This is a genomic window from Amycolatopsis sp. NPDC048633 (genome assembly GCF_040650695.1).
Taxonomy (GTDB): Bacteria; Actinomycetota; Actinomycetes; order Mycobacteriales; family Pseudonocardiaceae; genus Amycolatopsis.
Map to the genome: position 1 here is coordinate 11866 of NZ_JBEZHS010000034.1, position 16265 is coordinate 28130.

The window sequence follows — 16265 nt, forward strand, 5'->3', positions numbered from 1 at the left end:
ACGCACCGAAGGGCGCCTTGGGTGCGTTGAACGCACCCAAGGCCACATTGGGGCGGCTGGGGTCAGGCCTCCGCGGGGACCGTGAGGACGGCTGCGGGCGCGGGCACCGAGCCGAACACCTCCGGGGGTTCCGGGAACAGCTTCACCAGCACCGGATACGTCACCGCGGCGGTCACCAAAGTCACGAGCAGGCTGATGTCCACCCCGCCCGCGATGTTCCGCAGCGGCCCCGCGATCATCGGCGTGTTCGCGCACAGCAGGCCCAGTGTCGTCGCCGGGATCCAGGCCGCCATCGCGCGCCAGTTCACCCCGCGCGCGAACCAGTACCGCCCGCCGCGGCGCCCCTCGTTGAACACCTGCAGGTCCGCCACGTCGTAGAACCCGCGCCGCTGGACGAAGCCGATCATCATGATCACCATCCACGGCGACGTGCACAGCACGATCAGCGTCGCGAACGCGTTGATGCTCGACACCATGTCCAGCACGAAGTTGCCGACGAAGATGAACGCCACGCTCAGCGTCCCGATCAGCAGCGTCGCCTGGACGCGGGACAGGCGGGGGAAGATCGAGCTGAAGTCCAGGCCCGTCCCGTACAACGACGTCGTGCCCGTGGACAGGCCGCCGATCAGGGCCACCACGATCAGCGGGATCGCGTACCACAGCGGGGAAACCGCCGTCAGGCCCGTGATGTAGTCGGCCGGGTCCGCGACCAGTGTCGCCGTCGCGATGCCGAAGCCGAACGGCAGCAACGTCGCCACCTGCGCGAGGAACGGCGCCGCCAGCAGAGAGCGCTTGCTGAAAGAAGAAGGGATGTAGCGCGACCAGTCGCCGAGGAACGCGCCGAACGAGATCGGGTTGGCCAGCGCCGTCAGGGCCGCCAGGGTGAACGTCGGCCAGAACGTGCCCAGCGCGTACGTCCCGGTGCCCGCGTACCCCGGGTCGAACGAGCTGCCGTACGCCAGCACGCCGAGCAGCATGATCGCCGTGCCGAGCACCACCGCGACCCGGTTGACCAGGAGCATGAACCGGTAGCCGTAGATGCAGACGACGAGCGTCGCGATCGCGATCAGGCCGTACGCGATCCCGCGCAGCGTGGCGCCGCCGTCGAAGCCGAAGAGCCGTTGCGCCGCGCCGGCCACGGCGTCGCCGCTGACCCAGACCGAGATCGCGAAGAACGTGATCGCCGTCAGCAGCGACAGGAACGACCCGACGCACCGGCCGACCACCCCGAAGTGCGCGCCGGACGACACCGCGTTGTTGGTCCGCGTGCGCGGCCCGAACAACGCCATCGGCGCCAGTACCAGCCCGCCGACGACGACGCCGAGCGCGGTCGCCAGAGCCGCGTCGCGGAAGCTCAGCCCGTACGCGATCGGCAGCGTGCCCAGGATGATCGTGGCGAACGTGTTCGCGCCGCCGAACGCCATCCGGAACAGGTCACGCGGGCGCGACGTCTGCTCCTCCGGCGGGATCGGCGCGATCCCGTGCCGCTCGACCTCCGTCACGCGGGCGCTCATGCGAACCTCGTCATGACGTGCTTGACGCGGGTGTACTCGGCGAAGGCGTACGCGGAGAGGTCCTTGCCGTGCCCGGAGTGGCCGAACCCGCCGTGCGGCATCTCGGCGACCAGCGGCCCGTGCGTGTTCACCCACACGCACCCGAAGTCCAGGTCGGCCGACACCCGCGCGGCGACGCCGAGGTCGTTCGTCCAGACCGACGACGCCAGCCCGTACGGGACGCCGTTGGCCAGCTCCACGGCCGAAGCTTCGTCCGAAAAGGACTGGACGGTGACCACGGGCCCGAAGATCTCCTCCTGGACGATCTCGTCGTCCTGTCGCAGCCCCGAGACCACGGTGGGGGAGAAGTAGAAGCCCCGGGAACCGAACCGCATCCCGCCGGTCTCGACGCGGGCGTGCGACGGCAACCGCGAGATCAGGCCCTCGACGCGCGAGAACTGCGCCGCGCTGTTCAGCGGCCCGAAGTCGACCCCCGGCGTCTGCGCCGAGGCGACCTTGGTCAGCTCGCGGACGAAGTCGTCGTGGATCGACGCGTGCACCAGCACCCGGCTGCCCGCGGTGCAGTCCTGGCCTGCGTTGTAGAACGCGGCGCCCACGATGCCTTCGGCCGTCGTGGCGAGGTCGACGTCCGGGAACACCAGCAGCGGCGCGTTGCCGCCCAATTCCAGGTGGGTGCGCTTGAGGTCGGCGGCCGCCACGGTGGCGACGTCGATGCCCGCCCGCGTCGACCCGGTGATCGAGACGAGGGCCGTGCTCGGGTGGCGCACCAGGGCGCGACCGGTGTCGCGGTCGCCGGTCAGCACGGTGAACGCGCCCGCCGGCAGGAACTCCGCGGCCACCTCGGCCAGGAGCACGGCGGTCGACGGCGTCGTCTCGGCCGGCTTGAGCACCACGGTGTTGCCCGCGGCCAGGGCCGGCGCGATCTTCCAGACCGCCATCATGAGCGGGTAGTTCCACGGCGCGATCTGCGCGCAGACGCCCACCGGCTCACGGCGGATCACCGACGTGTGGCCCGGCGCGTACTCCCCGGCGGCCGTGCCCTCCAGGTGCCGCGCGGCACCGGCGAAGAACCGCAGCGCGCTCACGCACTCGGGGATCTCCTCCTCGAGCACCACCGACCGGATCTTGCCCGTCTCGCGCACCTCGAGGTCGGCGAACTCGTCGGCTTGGGCTTCGAGGGCGTCGGCGATCTTCAGCAGGGCCAGCTGCCGCTGCGCCGGAGTGCTGCGGCGCCACACCGCAAACGCTTGCGCGGCGGCCGCCAGCGCGTTGTCCACATCGGACTGCCCGGCGATGGCACTGGTTCCGATCACCTCGCCGGTCGCCGGGTCGGTCAGGTCGAGCGTGCGCGTCATGCCTTCTCCAAGTGGGTCGGCGCGAACAGCTTCAGCAGGGCGGGGAGGACGACCACGGACGGCCCGGGCGTGCGCAGCGCCTCGGCGAGGTCCGCGCCCACGGTGTCCAAAGAAGACAGTCTCGCGGGCACGCCGAACGACGAAGCCAAGGCCACGAAGTCGGGCCGGGCCAGCTCGGTGGCCGTGGTGTGGCCGAAGGCGTCGGTGAGGTACTCGCGCAGGACGCCGTAGCCGCCGTCGTCGACGACCAGCCACGTGACGTCGAGGCCGTGCTGCACCGCGGTGGCCAGCTCGGCGACGCCGTACATCGCACCGCCGTCGCCGGACACGGCCAGCGTGGGAGACCCGGCGGCCGCGCCGCCCAGCGCGCCCGGCAGGCCGTAGCCCAGCCCGCCCGCGCCCTGGGCGGTGTGGATGGGCGCGCCTTCGGGGTTCCACGCCGACCAGGCCCAGTACGCGGCGATCGTCATGTCCCAGAAGGTCTGCGTGCCGTCGGGCAGCGCCGCGCGGATGTCGTCGACCAGCTTGCGTTCGACGGCCAGGTCCTGACTGTCCAACCGCGACTCGACGCGGGACAGCAACGAAGCGACGGCGGCTTCGGCCCGGCCGTCGGACGGCCGCATCGGCACCCACTCCAGCAGCGCCTGCAGCGTCGAGGCGACGTCGGCGTGGATGCCGAGGCCCGGGTAGTTCGACTCCAGCTTGCCGAGGTCGGCCTCGACCTGGATGACCCGGCCGCGCGGGGCGAACTCGCGGTAGTTGCTGGACAGCTCGCCGAGGCCGGAACCGAGCACGAGCAGCACGTCGGCGGCCGCGAGGAACTCCGTGGTGTGCCAGTCCTCCAGCCACGACCGCCCGGACAGCTCGTGGTCCCAGCCGAAGACGCCCTTGCCGCCGAAGGTCGAGATCACCGGGGCGCGCAGGGCCTCGGCCAGGGCCGTCAGCTCGGCCTGGGCGCCGGACCGCAATGCGCCGCCACCGGCGAGGATCACCGGGTTCGACGCCGCGGCCAGCAGATCGGCGGCCGCGGTGACCAGCTCGGGCAGGGGCTCCAAAACCGGGGGAGCAGCCGCCACCGACGTGATCGGCGGGACCCCGGCCGGGCCGAGCAGCACGTCCTGCGGGATCTCGACCCAGACGGGGCCGTACGGCGCGGTCGCGGCCGACGTCCAGGCTTCGCGCAGCGCCGTCGGGATCTGGCTGGCGCGGCGGACGACGTGCACCGACTTCACGACGTCCCGGAAGCTCGCCTGCTGGTCGGGCAGCTCGTGCAGGTAGCCGTGCCGGCCGCCGCCGAGCCCGGCGACCGGGACCTGGCTGGAGATCCCGAGCACCGGCACCGACGCGGCCCGGGACTCCTGCAGGGAAGCCAAGGTCAGCAGCGCGCCCGGGCCGGTCGAGACGACCAGGGGCGTCACGGGCACCGGGCCGCCGGGGTTCGCGGCGAGCCGGGCGCGGGCGTGCCCGTCGGCGGCGAAGGCGAGGTTGTTCTCGACGCGCCCGCTGATCACGCGCAGGTCGCCGGCGCGCCGCAGCGCCTCGAAGAGGCCCAGCGCGTGCTGGCCGGGCAGGCCGAACACCGTGTCGGCGCCCAGCGCGCGGAGGGTCTCCACGACGACGTCGCCGCCGATGCGGTCGGTGTCGGTCATGCGCTCTTTCCCAACGACAGCAGGCTCACCAGGTCGTAGGCGACGTGGGAGGCCGCGATGGCCGTGATCTCGGCGTGGTCGTAAGCGGGGGCCAGCTCGACGACGTCGGCCCCGACCAGGTTGAGGTCGCGCAGCCCGCGCAGGATTTCCAGGAGCTCGCGGCTGGTCATCCCGCCGGCTTCGGGGGTGCCGGTGCCGGGTGCGTGGGCCGGGTCGAGCACGTCGATGTCGACCGAGACGTAGAGCGGGCGGTCGCCGATGCGCTGCCGCAGCGCGTCGACGGTCTCGGCGACTCCGCGGCGCAGGACGTCGCCGGAGGTGACGATGCCGAAGCCGAGCCGCCGGTCCTCCTCGAGGTCGCGCTTGCCGTACAGCGGCCCGCGCGTGCCCACGTGCGACAGCGCGCTCGTGTCGAGGATGCCTTCCTCGGACGCCCGCCGGAACGGCGTGCCGTGGGTGTACGGCTCGCCGAAGTAGGTGTCCCAGGTGTCGAGGTGCGCGTCGAAGTGCAGCAGGGCAACGGGTCCGTGCTGCTTCGCCGCGGCCCGCAGCAGCGGCAGCGCGATGGTGTGGTCGCCGCCGACGGTCACCAGCCGCGTGCCGTTCGCCTGCAGCGCTTCGGCTTCCTGCTGCAGCGTTTCGATCGCTTCACCGATGTTGAACGGGTTGACCGCGATGTCCCCGGCGTCGACGACCTGCTTCTCGGCGAACGGCGAGACGTCCAGCTCCGGGTGGTACGGCCGCAGCAGCCGGCTCGCCTCGCGCACGGCCGCCGGGCCGAACCGCGCGCCGGGCCGGTAGGACACGCCGGAGTCGAAGGGCACCCCGACGACGGCGATGTCGGCATGGGCGACCTGGTCGATGCGCGGCAGCCGCGCGAAGGTCGCGAAGCCGGCGAACCGGGGGACCCGGGACGAGTCGAGGGGTCCGACGTTAGGCACTGGTGGGCTCCTGTTCGCGGTTCGGGACGGACGTGTCTTCGCCGTTGAGACGGCGGGTCCAGGTGGAGAGGATCGCGTCGGCCGTGCGGGGCGTGGCGAAGCTGACGGCCAGGTACACCACCAGGCTCGCGCCGAGGCCCCAGTAGATCGGGGTGTTGGCGTCGACGCCGTCGATGATCATGAAGGCGACGACGGACACGGTGCCGGCGACCATCGAGGCGTACGCGCCCTGCCGGGTGCCGCGCTTCCAGAACAGCGCGCCGATGATCGCGACCAGCAGGCCGCCGACCAGGATGTCGTAGGCGATGGTGAGGGCGTTGACGACGTCGTCGACGATCATCGCGATGCCGATCGCGATCAGCCCGAGCACGAGCGTGGCGAGCCGGTTGCGGCTGACCTCGCCGCCCTTCTTGAGGCCGATCTTGGTGAGCAGGTCCGACGTCGTGGTGGTGGAGCACGCGATGAGCGCGCCGCTCGCGGTCGACATCATCGCCGAAAGCGCGGCGGCCAGCACCAGGCCGCGGACGCCGGTCGGCAGCAGGCGTTCGACGATCGTCGCGAAGGCGTCCTGCGCGCTGGCGAGGTCCGGGTACAACGCGTGCGCCGCGGTGCCGATCAGGGCCCCGGCCAGGCCGTAGACCAGGCAGTAGACGCCGGAGGTGATGCCGCCGGACGTCGCGATGCCGGGCGTGCGGGCGGTGAACACGCGCTGCCAGATGTCCTGGCCGATCAGCAGGCCGAAGGTGTAGATGACGAAGTACGTGATGATCGTGTCCGTGCCGATCGAGCTGAAGCTGAAGAAGCTCGCGTCGAGCTTTTCGCTCATCCCGCTGAACCCGCCGGCCGAGCTGATCGCGACCGGCAGGAGGATCGCCAGGATGCCGATGGTCTTGATGACGAACTGGGCGATGTCGGTCAGCGTGATCGACCACATGCCGCCGAGCACCGAGTAGAGGACCACGATCGAGCCGCCGATCGCGATGCCGGCCCAGTTCGGCAGGTCGAAGAGCACCTTGAAGATGGTCGCGAAGGCCAGCGTCGAGGTGACCGTGAGCATCAGGGTGTAGCCCCACATGACGATGCCGGACACCGCGCTGGTGCGGCCGCCGTAGCGCAGGTCGAGCATCTCGCCGACGGTGTAGACCTTCAGCCGCACCAGCCGCCGCGCGAACAGCGCGTGCAGCACGAGGATGCCGACGCCGATGCTGACGACCAGCCACATGCCGGAGATGCCGTAGGTGTAGCCGAGCTTCACCCCGCCCACGGTGGACGCGCCGCCGAGCACGACGGCCGACATCGTGCCGGAGTACATGAACCAGCCCAGCCTTCGCCCGGCGACGAGGTAGTCGGACTTGGTCTTCGCGAGCCGGAGGCCGTACCAGCCGACTCCGAGCATCCCCGCGATGTACAACGCGATCACGGCGTAGTCCCCGGTCACGGCGTCCTCCTTACCTCTTCGGGTGGTGTTCGGGTCACCGTAGGTTCGCTCGCCACCCCTCCGGCATGGGATGATTCATCCACAAGTCGACACAAGTGGGGATGAGATGACCCAGAACGTCGATCCGTTGTCCACCGAAGTGAATGTCCCGTTACGGGCGGTGGTCGGCAACCGGGAGCTGGCGCTCGAGGTCGTCCGCGAGACGCTCCGGCCGGGCGCGCTGGACGCCCCGGTGCGCTGGGCCCACGTCAGCGAGCTGCGGGACCCCGCGCCGTACCTGCTCGGCGAGGAGCTGATCCTCACCGCCGGGGTGAACCTGGCCACCACGCGCGGCGAGGTCGACCAGTACGTCCGCGGCCTGCGCCAGGCCGGGGTCACGGCGCTCGGCTTCGGGCTCACCCCGAACGTCCACGAGACGCTGCCGGAGCCGCTGCGCCGGGCCTGCGCGCGCCACGGGCTGCCGTTGCTGGTGGTGCCGACGCGGACGCCGTTCCTCGCGGTCAACCGGGCGGTCTCGGTCGCGCTGACCGAGGCGGGCCAGCGGGAGCAACGGCGGATCACCGCGGCGCGCGAGGCGCTCACCCGGGCCGCGGGCGGCGGTCTGGGCGAGCTGACCGAAGCGCTCGCGACGCGGCTGCGGTCGTGGGTCGCGCTGGTCGGCGCCGGGGACGTCCTGGCCTCGGCGCACGACGCGCCGTCGCCGCTGCCGCCGGAGGTGCGGGAGCTGGTCGCGACCGTGCGGGCGGGCAGCGGGATCCGCAGCGCGACGACCGAGCTGACCGGTGCCGGCGGGGTCGTTTTCGTCGTGGTCCAGCCGGTCTACCCGCAGGCGACGGCGTCGCACCTGGTGGTCACCGGCCGCGCGCGCCGGTTCGACGGCGCCGACCGGGCGATCCTCGCCGTCGGCGCGGCGCTGCTCGGGCTGGTCGGCCGGGCCGGGTCGGACGCGGCGGAGCTGGGCGCGGCGGCCACCGGCCTGCTCCTCGGGCGGGCTTCGGCCGGCGAGGTGGCGCGCGAGCTGCTCGGCTCGGACGGCGGCCGCCTGATCGTGGGGGCGCCGTACCGGCGTGGCCCGGACGAGGTGGCGCAGCGGCCGGACTGGCTGCGGGCCCGGCTCGACACCCCGCTGGTCCAGGTGCTGCCGGGACCGCGGTTCGTGGCGATCGTCGGCCCTTCGCCGCCGGAGCTGGAGGGCCTGCGCGCGCACGGCTGGCTCGCGGCGGCGGGGGCACCGGTGCCCGCCGCGCGGCTGGCTGACTCGGTGGCGGAGGCCGAGCTGCTGCTTTCGCGGGCCCAGGCGCTCGGCCGTCCGGTCGTCGCCGGCGGCGGGCCGCCCGACTTCGACGCGCTGCTCGACCCGGGCGCTTCCCGCGGATACGCGACGAAGCTGCTGGAGCCGCTGATTTCGCTGGACCGGACGGACCGCGAGCTGGTCCGGACCTTGCGCACGTGGCTGGCCCACCACGGCGGCTGGGAGCCGACGGCCACCGAGCTGGGCGTGCACCGCAACAGCGTCCGGCACCGGATCGCCCAGGTCGAGAAGGCCCTGGACGTGGACCTGGCGGACCCGGAGACCCGGATGCGGCTGTGGTTCGCGCTGCGCTGGGCCACACCTGACACACACGGTCCTTAAAGGGCACTCTCAGGAAAATATGGGATTGTGATGGCGTGCGAGTTTTGGTAGTCGAGGACGAAGAACCCCTGGCCGACGCGATCGCCCGTGGCTTGCGCCGCGAAGGCATGGCGGTGGACGTCGCGCTCACGGGTGACGACGGTCATGAGAAGGCCGCCGTCACGCGGTACGACGTCGTGTTGCTGGACCGGGACCTGCCCGGGATGTCCGGCGACGAGCTGTGCCGCGAGATCGTCGCGTCCGGAGAATTGACCCGCGTCCTGATGCTGACCGCGAGCAGCTCGGTGTCCAACCGCGTCGACGGGCTGTCGCTCGGCGCCGACGACTACCTCGCGAAGCCGTTCGCCTTCCCCGAGCTGGTCGCCCGAGTGCGGGCGCTGGGCCGGCGAGCCACGCCGGCCGCGCCGCCGCTGCTGACCGCCGGGGACGTCGAACTGGACCCGGCGAAACGCACCGTGCGCCGCGCCAGCGGGCCGGTCGAGCTGACGCGCAAGGAGTTCGGCGTCCTCGAGGTCCTGCTCTCGGCCGCCGGCTCGGTCGTCAGCAGCGAAGAGCTGCTCGAACGGGTGTGGGACGAGAACGCCGACCCGTTCACCACGACCGTCCGGGTCACCGTCATGACGTTGCGCAAGAAGCTCGGCGAGCCCGGGATCATCGAGACCGTCGTCGGCTCCGGGTACCGGGTGCCGGAGCCCGGCACGCCGCGCGCGTGAACCTGCCGGGCACCCGCAGCCTCCGCGCCCGGATCACCTTGCTGGCGACCGTGCTGGTCGCCGCGGTCAGCCTGCTGCTGCTCTGGCTGGCCTGGACGCTGGTGCGGGACTCGCTCGACGCGGTCCCGCAGATGCCGCCGGGCAGCACGGTCGTCGTCGACGGCGTCCAGGTCGACGCGTCCACGCTCGCGGACCACCTGCGCGTGCACGCCCGCAACCGGATGCTGCTGTTCGGCTCGATCGCGTTCCTGCTCGTGGTGGCGGCCGCGGCGATCCTCGCGTGGACGTTCACCTCGCGGGTGCTGCTGCCGCTGCGCGAGATCACCGGGACGGCGCGGCGGCTGTCGATCGAGTCGATGGGGCAGCGGATCGGCGGGGTCCGGTCCCGTGACGAGCTGGCCGAGCTGGCCGGCACGTTCGACGACATGCTCGACCGGCTCCAGGCCGCTTTCGACGCGCAGCGCCACTTCGTCGCGAACGCGAGTCACGAGCTGCGGACGCCGCTGGCGGTGATCCGCACCGAGCTGGACGTCACCCTCGCCGACGACGACGCCGACGAAGCCGAGCTGCGCAGGATGGGCGGGGTGGTCCGCGACGCGACCGAGCGGGCCGGGCAGCTGGTGAACTCGTTGCTGCTGCTGGCCCGCACCGACGGCGCCGGGCTCGGGGTCCGCGAGCCGGTCGACCTGGCGGCGGTCGTCGACCGGGCCTGGCGCGCGGCGCGCGCGGAAGCCGAGCAGCGCGGGATCCGGGCGACGTTCGCGGTGGCGCCGGCGCCGGCGTTCGGCGACCCGGCGCTGCTGGAGCGGATCGCGGGCAACCTGCTGGAGAACGCGGTCCGCCACAACGTCGAGGGCGGCTGGCTGGAGGTCGTGACGCAGCCGGGGCCGCAGTGGTCGGTGCTGCGGGTGCGCTCATCGGGCGGGCTGGTCGACCCGGCGGCGGTGCCGGAGCTGTTCGAGCCGTTCCGCCGGGCGGGGGTAGCGCGCACGGCCCGCCACGGCGCGGGTCTGGGGTTGTCGATCGTCCGCGCGGCGGTCGCGGCCCACGGCGGAAGCGTGGCAGCGGAACCGATCGTGGGCGGCGGCCTGGGAGTGACGGTCCACCTCCCGGTCCGCTAGTCGTGAGTGGGAAACCGGGTTGGAACACTGTTTCCCACTCACGACCACCCGTCCACCAAATGGGGGTTCACGCACCAGCACAAGGCCTCGAACCGGTGTCCCGGCGGCCGACGTGTGCTGTGATCTTCCGCGTGGAGGAAAAACCGCTGGTCCGCGTCGTGGTCCCGGTCTTCGCGCTGGCGCTGGCGGCCGGGGTGGGGCTGGCCTTCGGCGTCGCGGCCCTGAAGCGCCCGCCCGACCTGCCGGTGGACACGAACCCGGCCCCGCTGGCCGGGCACACGCTGTGCGCGGCGGTCGTCCTGGTCTTCCCCGACGACGCCGCAATGCGGGCGGCCGTGCCGTCCTTCCGCGACAACCCCACGGCGCGGCGGGTGTTCGTGGACCCGCCGTCGATCTCCTTGCTCGCCGTCCCGGGCACCGACCTGAAGGCTTGGGCGCAGGAGCTGCACGCGCGCTTCCGGACCGCCGAGCGGGTGACGGTGATCGACTCGGACGCGGCGGCGGCGCGGCTGAAACTCACCGCGCCGCCGCCGAAGTGCCCGAGAGAGGGCGAGTACTAGCGAGCCGGGACCGAGGCGACGCCCGGGGCGAGGAACGGCTTGCCGTTCACGCGCTCGGACACGCCGGAGCGGTCCAGGTACGGCGTGATGCCGCCGTTCCAGAACGGCCAGCCGGCGCCGAGGATCAGGCACAGGTCGATGTCCTGCGCCTCGGCGACCACGCCCTCGTCGAGCATGATCCGGATCTCCTCGGCGATGGCGGAAAGCGCTCGCTCCCGCACCTGGTCCGAAGTGGACGGAGAAGCTCCCTGCGTCCACAGCGAAACGACCTCGGGGTCGGGCGACTGGTTGCCCTGGTCGTCCCAGATCCAGACGCCCTTCTTGCCCGCCTTGACGAACTTGGCGAGGTTGTCGGACACCGTGAACCGGTCCGGGAACGCCTCGTGCAGCGTCTCGCCGACGTGCAGCGCGATGGCCGGGCCGACGAGCTGCATCAGCGTCAGCGGGGTCATCGGCAGGCCGAGCGGTTCCAGCGCCTTGTCGGCGACCTCGAACGGCGTGCCCTCGTCGACGGTGACCAGCACCTCGCCGAGGAAGCGCAGCAGGAGCCGGTTGACGACGAACGCCGACGCGTCCTTCACCAGCACGCTGGACTTCTTGAGCTGCTTGCCGACCGAGAACGCCGTCGCCAGGGACGCGTCGTCGGTCTGCTCGCCGCGGACGATCTCCAGCAGCGGCAGCACGGCGACCGGGTTGAAGAAGTGGAAGCCGACCACGCGCTCGGGGTGCTGCAGCTTCGACGCCATCGCGGTGATCGACAGCGACGAGGTGTTCGTCGCGAGGATCGCCTCGGGGGAGACGTGCTGCTCCAGCTCGGCGAACACCTGCTGCTTGACGCCCAGCTCCTCGAACACGGCCTCGATGACGAAGTCGGCGTCGGAGAAGGCAGCCTTGTCGAGCGAGCCGGAGACCAGCGCCTTGAGCCGGTTGGCGCCGTCCGGGGAGACGCGCTTCTTGGCCAGGAGCTTGTCGATCTCCTCGTGGACGTACCCGACGCCCTTGTCGACGCGCGCCTGGTCGACGTCGGTCAGCACGACCGGCACCTTGAGGCGGCGCACGAACAGCAGCGCGAGCTGGCTGGCCATCAGGCCGGCGCCGACGATGCCGACCTTGTTCACCTTGCGCGCCAGGTTCCGGTCCGGCGCGCCGGCCGGGCGCTTGGCGCGCTTGTTGACCAGGGTGAACGAGTACAGCCCGGCGCGCAGGACGTCGGACATGAGCAGCTCGGCGAGTCCGTCGGTCTCGGCCGCATAGCCACGGTCGAGATCGTTCTCGCGGGCCAGCTCCAGCAGCTCGACGGCCTTGGTGGCGCCCGGCGACGCACCGTGCGTGCGACCGTCCACAAGGGACTTGGCGCGGGCGATGGCGGCGTCCCACCCGGAGCCGCGGTCGATCTCGGAGCGAGCCGGCGTGATCTCGCCGTTGACCACGCGAGCCAGCCACAGCAGCGACTGCTCGAGGTAGTCGGCCGAGCCGAAGACGGCGTCGACGATGCCCAGCTCCGCCGTCTTCTTGACGGTGAGCATCTTGTTCTGCGCCAACGCGTTCTCGATGATCACCGTGACGGCGGCGTCCGGCCCGATGAGGTTCGGCAGCAGCTGCGTGCCGCCCCAGCCCGGGAACAGGCCGAGGAAGACCTCGGGGAACGCGATCGCCGCGGTGTTCTCCGAGAGCGTCCGGTAGTGGCAGGACAGCGCCAGCTCCAGGCCGCCGCCCATGACCGCGCCGTTGATGAACCCGAACGTCGGGATCTTCGTCTCGGTGAGGCGGCGGAACACGTCGTGCCCGGTCTGGGCGATCTCGCGCGCCAGCTTCGGGTCGCTCACGGACTCGACGCCCGAGAGGTCCGCGCCGACGGCGAAGATGAACGGCTTGCCGGTGACGGCGATCGCGGCCGGCTCGGCCTCGAAGGCCTTGTCCAGCGCGGCGTTCAGCGACACCAGGCCCTGCGGGCCGAAGGTGTTCGGCCGGGTGTGGTCGTGACCGTTGTCGAGCGTGATCAGGGCGACGGGCTTGGCGAGCCCAGGCACCTTCACGAGACGGGTCGTCGCAACAGTGACGACCTCGTCCGGGAACGCGGCCTTCGCTTCTTCAGCGGTGAAAGTCATTACTTCGCCCCCTCGAACGCCGGGTTCTCCCAGATCACGGTGCCGCCCATGCCGATCCCGATGCACATCGTCGTCATGCCGTACCGCACGTCGGGCCGCTCGGCGAACTGGCGCGCCAGCTGCGTCATGAGGCGGACGCCGGACGAGGCCAGCGGGTGGCCGCAGGCGATGGCGCCGCCCCACTGGTTCACGCGCGGGTCGTCGTCGGCGATGCCGAAGTGGTCGAGGAAGGCCAGCACCTGCACGGCGAAGGCCTCGTTGATCTCGAACAGGCCGATGTCGTCGATCGACAGACCGGTGCGCTTGAACAGCTTCTCGGTGGCCGGCACCGGGCCGATGCCCATGACCTCGGGCTCGACGCCGGCGAAGGAGTAGCCGACCAGCCGCATCGCGACGGGCAGGCCCAGCTCGCGGGCGGTGTCCTCGTCGGCCAGGATCGACGCGGTCGCGCCGTCGTTGAGGCCGGCCGCGTTGCCGGCGGTGATCCGGCCGTGCGGGCGGAACGGCGTCTTCAGCCCGGCCAGGGTTTCGAGCGTGGTGCCCGGCCGCGGCGGCTCGTCCTCGGTGGCCAGGCCCCAGCCCAGCTCCTTCGAGCGGGTGGCGACCGGAACCAGCTCGGGGCCGATCTTGCCGGTCTTGACGGCCTCGGCATAGCGCTCCTGGCTGCGCGCGGCATAGGTGTCGGTGCGCAGCTTGGTGATCGCGGGGAACCGGTCGTGCAGGTTCTCGGCGGTCTGGCCCATGACGAGCGCGGTCGGGTCGACGAGCTTGTCGGCGATGATCCGCGGGTTCGGGTCGACGCCCTCGCCCATCGGGTGGCGGCCCATGTGCTCGACGCCGCCGGCGATGGCGATGTCGTAGGCGCCGAAGCCGATGCCCGACGCGGTGGTGGTGACGGCGGTCATCGCGCCGGCGCACATCCGGTCGATGGCGAAGCCCGGCACGGACTTCGGCAGGCCGGCGAGCAGCGCGGCGGTGCGGCCGATGGTCAGGCCCTGGTCGCCGATCTGGGTGGTGGCGGCGATGGCCACCTCGTCGACGCGCTCGGGCGGCAGCTCCGGGTGCCGCCGCAGCAGCTCACGGATGGCGTTGACGACGAGGTCGTCCGCGCGGGTGCCGGCGTAGATCCCCTTGTCACCGGCCTTGCCGAAGGGGGTCCGTACCCCCTCGACGAAGGCGACGGTGCGCACGCCCCGCGCGTTCGGCGCGAGCGGCGTTGCTGGTGCGGCCACGAATGCTCCATGAAGTAGACAGAAATCCTGTCCGCACGATAGCCCTTGTTACCCGTGGGTAACTAGTGGTGTGGCCCGGTCGAGTGGGCTACGGCACACTCTTGGGCGTCAGCGTCTGTCCCTTGAGCAGCCAGGCGACCCCGAACGCCCAGATCGCGACGCTCTCCAGCCACAGCGCCGGGCGCAGCTGGGGCACCAGGCCCAGCGAGCTGGTCACCACGATGAGCACCAGGCACCCCAGGATCACCACGCCGCAGGTGCGGTAGACGACACCCGTGCCGGGCGGCTGCTCACCGTCGTGCGGGAACAGGCGGAGGCAGAAGTAGGCCAGGCTCAGGAAGAACACCGCCGCGAACGCGAGGTGCAGGACGCCGGAGGTCTGGTCCCACGTCGTCGCGGCGGTCCCCGGCGTCGTCGGGAACAGCGCCAGCCCGATCGCGCCGAGCCCGGCCACCGTGCTCACGATGTTGTCGACGTAGTCGTGGCCGTAGTACGCGAGCAGGAACACCCCGACCGCGCACATCGCGCCGACGAAGACGTTCCGCAGGTCGGTGTAGTAGTAGCCGCTGAGCGAGCCGATCAGGTCGCCGCCCTGGACGAGCTGCTTGCCGAGGATCAGGACAATCGGCAGCGCCAGCCCGATCAGCCCGATCGCGCGCCGCAGGTACAGGTACGAATGGACGAGCGGGGCACGGGTCGCCGTGGTCATGGCCGCCTCCCGGGAGCGTTCCTCACCAAGGTCATCGGCGGTTTACTGCCCCGGTTCGAGGCCCATCACCCAGATCCTCAGCTGATCGTTACGCAACTCGGCGAAGGCGCCCGAACTGTGGGCGATGGGGTGGAAGCCCGCCACCAGCCCGATCCGGGCGCCCTCGGCCGGGTCCCAGACCTCCAGCCCTGCTTCGGTCCGCACGTACAACAACCCGTCGTGCGCCCACATCGGGCCGGCGGGTCCGGCGAACATGCCCGTCCGCCGTCCGGTTGTGGCGTCGTACAGCTCGACGCCGTCGAGCATCCGGTCGTCGCTCACGCCCATGCCCTGGACAGCGACGGTCGTGTCGCCGAGCCACGCGATCGGCCGGTCCCACACCCAGTCACGCGAGGTGAGGCTCCGCCCGTGCTCGGCCGCGTGCGGGTCGCCGTCGAGCCACGCCGCGACGTCGACGACCACCGGCGCGCCCACCGGCATCCATACCCAGCCGTCCACGACCAGCGCTCGCTCGGACGGGCTCACGTGCAGCGCGCCCTGGAAGTAGTCGAGGTAGTGCTCGTGGTCCGGCGCCGCGGTTTCGCGATCGGTCAGCACCTCACCGCCGGGCAGGGCGAAGACGTCCAAGCGGTTCCAGTCGGTGCCCGCGACGACCTTCGCCGTCTCGCCTTCGCCGAGGAAGGCGAGCGGGAACCGGGTGAACTCGTTGTCGTTCCAGTCTCGGTCGAGGTCGACGACCGTGAACCACTCGAGCAGGTCGACGACCGTGGCGAACTGGCCGTAGTCCGAGACGACGGCCGCGTACCGGCCGTCGCGCGAGGTGTGCAGGGAGCGGCGCGGCCGGTCGGGGATGTCCCGGATGTCCTCGTAGGTCTCTTCCGGCAGCTCGACCGGCCCGACGAGCCACTGGTCGTCGCCGTCGATCCGGACGAACCCCTCGGCAGTGAGCGCGAGCCAGCCGTCCGGCATCGCGGCGAGGCAGCCGTCGTTCAGCGGGGTCACCGGGCACGGCCGGGTCACCCAGCTCCCCGCGAGCTCCTTGTCCCGCAACAGGACTTCGGGCTCGCCGTGCCAGCCCGAGGGAAAGCTCCGCTGGTCGGCCCGCTCGGCGCAGCTCTCGCAGACGTCGACCAGCGCGGCCGGCGTGCAGAGCGCGCAGATCAGGTCGTACCGCGTGCCCAAGCCGGTCAGGTGGCGCGTGGACGGAGGAGGTTCTTCGACAGCCAAGTGCGGGCAGAGGCGCAAGGTGCCGATGCGGCCCGGATGGCCGCAGGGCAGGGTGTTCACGACCT

At 71.8% G+C, this 16265-nt stretch carries 13 protein-coding genes; 4 read left to right on the forward strand and 9 right to left on the reverse strand.

The features are described 5' to 3' along the window. Positions 1-62: 62 nt before the first annotated feature. The 5 genes from AB0C38_RS39425 to AB0C38_RS39445 are packed head-to-tail and all read right to left on the reverse strand — an operon-like array spanning position 63 to position 6897. Complete coding sequence (locus tag AB0C38_RS39425; protein WP_360683068.1) at positions 63-1514, reverse strand: cytosine permease; 1452 nt, start codon at positions 1512-1514, stop codon at positions 63-65. Continuing rightward, a complete protein-coding gene (locus AB0C38_RS39430; protein WP_360683070.1) occupies positions 1511-2869 on the reverse strand; it encodes an aminobutyraldehyde dehydrogenase in 1359 nt (452 codons plus the stop codon). Before AB0C38_RS39430 ends, AB0C38_RS39425 begins: the two co-directional genes overlap by 4 nt. Continuing rightward, a complete protein-coding gene (locus AB0C38_RS39435; protein ID WP_360683072.1) occupies positions 2866-4518 on the reverse strand; it encodes a thiamine pyrophosphate-binding protein in 1653 nt (550 codons plus the stop codon). The genes AB0C38_RS39430 and AB0C38_RS39435 overlap by 4 nt, the downstream gene beginning before the upstream one ends. Further along, positions 4515-5459 (reverse strand): agmatinase, encoded by a 945-nt coding sequence (gene speB, locus AB0C38_RS39440; RefSeq protein ID WP_360683074.1) that lies wholly within the window; start codon positions 5457-5459, stop codon positions 4515-4517. The genes AB0C38_RS39435 and speB overlap by 4 nt, the downstream gene beginning before the upstream one ends. Then, a complete protein-coding gene (locus tag AB0C38_RS39445) occupies positions 5452-6897 on the reverse strand; it encodes a sodium:solute symporter (protein ID WP_360683076.1) in 1446 nt (481 codons plus the stop codon). Before AB0C38_RS39445 ends, speB begins: the two co-directional genes overlap by 8 nt. Positions 6898-7003: 106 nt before the next feature. Between AB0C38_RS39445 and AB0C38_RS39450 the strand changes: the two genes are divergently transcribed. The 4 genes from AB0C38_RS39450 (at position 7004) to AB0C38_RS39465 (ending at position 10924) form a co-directional block, all read left to right on the forward strand. After that, complete coding sequence (locus AB0C38_RS39450) at positions 7004-8530, forward strand: PucR family transcriptional regulator (RefSeq protein ID WP_360683078.1); 1527 nt, start codon at positions 7004-7006, stop codon at positions 8528-8530. Between the two features lie 35 nt (positions 8531-8565). Continuing rightward, positions 8566-9243 (forward strand): response regulator transcription factor, encoded by a 678-nt coding sequence (locus AB0C38_RS39455; protein ID WP_360683080.1) that lies wholly within the window; start codon positions 8566-8568, stop codon positions 9241-9243. Further along, positions 9240-10364, forward strand: coding sequence for a HAMP domain-containing sensor histidine kinase (locus tag AB0C38_RS39460; RefSeq protein ID WP_360683082.1), 1125 nt, complete (start codon positions 9240-9242; stop codon positions 10362-10364). Before AB0C38_RS39455 ends, AB0C38_RS39460 begins: the two co-directional genes overlap by 4 nt. Before the next feature lie 131 nt (positions 10365-10495). Next, on the forward strand, positions 10496-10924 hold the full coding sequence (locus tag AB0C38_RS39465; RefSeq protein ID WP_360683084.1) for a hypothetical protein: 429 nt from the start codon (positions 10496-10498) through the stop codon (positions 10922-10924). On the opposite strand, the gene AB0C38_RS39470 is transcribed toward AB0C38_RS39465, so the two are convergent. The 4 genes from AB0C38_RS39470 to AB0C38_RS39485 all read right to left on the reverse strand — a co-directional run bounded on the left by AB0C38_RS39470 (position 10921) and on the right by AB0C38_RS39485 (position 16260). After that, the gene (locus tag AB0C38_RS39470; protein ID WP_360683086.1) at positions 10921-13032 is read right to left on the reverse strand and encodes a 3-hydroxyacyl-CoA dehydrogenase NAD-binding domain-containing protein; all 2112 of its coding nucleotides are present in this window, start codon (positions 13030-13032) and stop codon (positions 10921-10923) included. The genes AB0C38_RS39465 and AB0C38_RS39470 overlap by 4 nt on opposite strands. Continuing rightward, complete coding sequence (locus tag AB0C38_RS39475; protein ID WP_360683227.1) at positions 13032-14222, reverse strand: thiolase family protein; 1191 nt, start codon at positions 14220-14222, stop codon at positions 13032-13034. The genes AB0C38_RS39470 and AB0C38_RS39475 overlap by 1 nt, the downstream gene beginning before the upstream one ends. Before the next feature lie 130 nt (positions 14223-14352). Beyond that, the gene (locus AB0C38_RS39480; protein WP_360683088.1) at positions 14353-14973 is read right to left on the reverse strand and encodes a DUF998 domain-containing protein; all 621 of its coding nucleotides are present in this window, start codon (positions 14971-14973) and stop codon (positions 14353-14355) included. Between the two features lie 42 nt (positions 14974-15015). Continuing rightward, the gene (locus AB0C38_RS39485; RefSeq protein WP_360683090.1) at positions 15016-16260 is read right to left on the reverse strand and encodes a hypothetical protein; all 1245 of its coding nucleotides are present in this window, start codon (positions 16258-16260) and stop codon (positions 15016-15018) included. Positions 16261-16265: the final 5 nt, after the last annotated feature.

What these genes read in the sequence shown, in the direction of transcription:
- AB0C38_RS39425 (WP_360683068.1), bottom strand. Translation starts at nt 1,514, where the DNA reads ATGAGCGCCCGCGTGACGGAGGTCGAGCGGCACGGGATCGCGCCGATC.
- AB0C38_RS39430 (WP_360683070.1), bottom strand. Translation starts at nt 2,869, where the DNA reads ATGACGCGCACGCTCGACCTGACCGACCCGGCGACCGGCGAGGTGATC.
- AB0C38_RS39435 (WP_360683072.1), bottom strand. Translation starts at nt 4,518, where the DNA reads ATGACCGACACCGACCGCATCGGCGGCGACGTCGTCGTGGAGACCCTC.
- AB0C38_RS39450 (WP_360683078.1), top strand. Translation starts at nt 7,004, where the DNA reads ATGACCCAGAACGTCGATCCGTTGTCCACCGAAGTGAATGTCCCGTTA.
- AB0C38_RS39470 (WP_360683086.1), bottom strand. Translation starts at nt 13,032, where the DNA reads ATGACTTTCACCGCTGAAGAAGCGAAGGCCGCGTTCCCGGACGAGGTC.
- AB0C38_RS39480 (WP_360683088.1), bottom strand. Translation starts at nt 14,973, where the DNA reads ATGACCACGGCGACCCGTGCCCCGCTCGTCCATTCGTACCTGTACCTG.